Below are 2,558 nucleotides of genomic sequence, written 5' to 3'. Positions count from 1 at the left end.
GCCGCGGAGCGGAACGGCCGCGTCGAGGATCTCGCGGACCAGGCCCATCCGGTCCCAGAGTTCCAGGGTGCGGGGCTGGATGCCGATGGCCTTGGGGCCGGAGGCACCGGACGATGGCGGATGACGGAGCCGGGCCGCCCCCGCCCCGCCCCCGAGGGTGCCGGGCCACCGCCCACGGCCGGAGGCACCCCGCGGCGCGGGATGACGGAACCGGGGCCACCACCGCCCCCGGAAGCCGGGCCACCGCCGGAGTGCGGGCCACCGCCCGTGGCCCGCACCCCGCCGGGGAGTCAGGCGGCGCCGCCCTCCCGCAGCAGCCTCGGCTCGACGTGCCGGACGAAGAGCGCGGCCACCAGATCACGGCGGCTGCGGACCCCCGTCTTGTCGAAGACCGATGTCAGATGCTCCTGAACGGTGTACGGGGAGAGCCGGGTGAGCCTGCTGATCTCCGCCGTGGAATGACCGCTCAGCACCAGGGCGGTGATCTCGGCCTCCCGGGGAGTGAGCCCGTGCACCGCCGTGATCAGGGCGATCTCCTCGCCGGGGCCCGCCGGTTCGACGGCGACGGCGACCCGGGCGGGCCCCTGGCCCTCCAGCCGCCAGGCGTGCAGCCGGACCCGGCCGCGGCTCCGGGTGTGCGCCCACGAGGCGAGGAAACCGGTGGAGCCCGGAGCGCGTACGGCCGCCGCGACACCGTAGAGCGCGGGCGGCAGCCCGCCCTCCGTCCGGCCGGCCCGCGGTGCGCCGCACCCCCGGCCGGGGCAGGGCGCGCCGGCATGACCGGCCCCTTCGCGGCCCGGGCAGGGCACGCCGGGGGCGGGGAGTTCGTCCAGCCAGAGCCCGGCGGTGGGGCTGAGCTGCACCGGCGCGTACTCCGCGTCGAGGAGGAGCAGCGCGGGCGCCGGGACGGCCGGGTCCGGTCCGGCCCGCCCGGCGCGCCGGGCGAGGTGCAGTCTGCGCAGACTCTCCCCCAAGGGCCGGGCGATCCCCCGGGCCACCGCGTCGGCCTCGGGGCCGTACGGCGGAGTGTCCGGTCCGGTGCCGAGGATCAGGGCGCCCCAGGCGCCGTAGCGGTCGCGCAGCAGGATCCGCACCTCGTCCGTCAGCCCAAGGGGACGGATGATGTCGCGATAGCGGGGGCTGCGGTCCCGTACCCCGCCGACCGCATCGCCGAGGACGCCCACCGGCGCCGGGCCGCGGGCCAGTTGAGGCAGACCGTTGACATCGCCTTCCCGGTACTCGATGTCCAGCATCCGCGGCAGATAGCGGACCGGTACGGCCTGCCGGTAGTGGCCCCCGGTGACCATCAGCGTGGCCGGGTCGACGGTGATGCCCGCCCAGACCTCGGAGCCGAGCACCGGCCGCACTGCCCGCATCACTCCCTCGAAGAACTCGTCCACGTCGGTCGCGGCGGCCGCCGCGCGCACCGCCGCGTCCCGGATCCGGCCGATGCGTCTCGCTCCCCCGTAGCGCGCCATGACCGCAGGGTAGAACGGGAGTGCGTCCGTAGCCTCGTCGTTTCCGCGGCGCGCCGCGGCACGGGTTCAGCCCTGCGGCCCCGTCCGGTACGGGCCGTCCTCGGGGCCGCGGCCGCGCAGCCTGCGGGCGCCCTCGCGGGCCAGGGCGTAGGCGTAGCCGAAAACCTGGGTGGCGGTGGGCAGGCTCTGCGCCGGGGCCGGGATCTCGTGCGGGTCGACGAGCGCGTCGACGAGGAACGGCCCGCGTCCGGTGCGCGCCTCGACCAGCGCCGCGCGGAACTCCTCCGGTGTCGCGACGGTCCTGGCCGGCACACCGAGCGCGCGGGCCAGCCCGGCGAGGTCGCCGTTGTCGAGCGCGGCCGCGTACTCCGGCCAGCCCATGATCTCCTGCTCGAACTTGATGGCCCCGAGCTTGCCGTTGTTGAAAACGACCACGGTGACGGGGTGGTCCAGCCGGGCCAGCGAGAGGAGTTCGCTGAAGGTGACGGCGATCCCGCCGTCACCGACGGCCGCGACGACCGGGCGGTCCGGTTCCAGCCGGGACAGTGCGACGGCGGCGGGCAGTGCGGAACCCATCGTGGCGAACGAACTCGACCAGACGAATTCCTGACGCTCCGCCATATAGCGGTACACCCAGAGCGTCACCAGTCCCACGTCGACGGTGACGAGCGGGGCCGGGCCGCCACGGCCGGAGGCCAGGACGTCCGCCATCGACAGCGCGGCCGTGGACGGCAGCAGGGGGCGCAACTGCCAGGTGGGGACCTTGCTGGTACGGCGGCGGCCCGTTTCGAAGCGCCGCCGCAGCGCCGCGGTGGTCCGCTCCGCGGGTGCGGTCCGCCGCGGACCGCCGTCGCGCGGGCCGTCGTCTCGTGAGGCACTGTCGCGTGGAGTTCCGTCGCGCGGGGCACCGTCATGTGGGGTGCCGTCATGTGGGGTGCCGTCGCGTGGGGTGCGTGCCCCGATCCGGGCGATCAGCGCCTCCAGGCCGGCCCCCGGAGCGGCAGAGGCAGTGGGAGCGGTCGAGGGCATCGCGTGGCCTCCAGGAGAAGGGTGGGGCGGGATCCGCATCGGGACCTCCAC

2 protein-coding genes are annotated in these 2,558 nt (G+C 75.8%); both read right to left on the bottom strand.

The features are described from left to right. Positions 1–290: 290 nt before the first annotated feature. On the bottom strand, positions 291–1,478 hold the full coding sequence (locus ACWDR0_RS34765; RefSeq protein ID WP_456355833.1) for a helix-turn-helix transcriptional regulator: 1,188 nt from the start codon (positions 1,476–1,478) through the stop codon (positions 291–293). Positions 1,479–1,544: 66 nt separating this feature from the next. Continuing rightward, on the bottom strand, positions 1,545–2,558 hold a 1,014-nt coding region (locus ACWDR0_RS34760; RefSeq protein WP_456355832.1), incomplete at its 5' end, for a thiamine pyrophosphate-dependent enzyme.

The sequence above is a fragment of the Streptomyces sp. NPDC003691 genome (assembly GCF_053981115.1).
The sequence above is the reverse complement of the archived record's forward strand: the minus strand, read 5'-3'. Positions and strand labels throughout refer to the sequence as shown.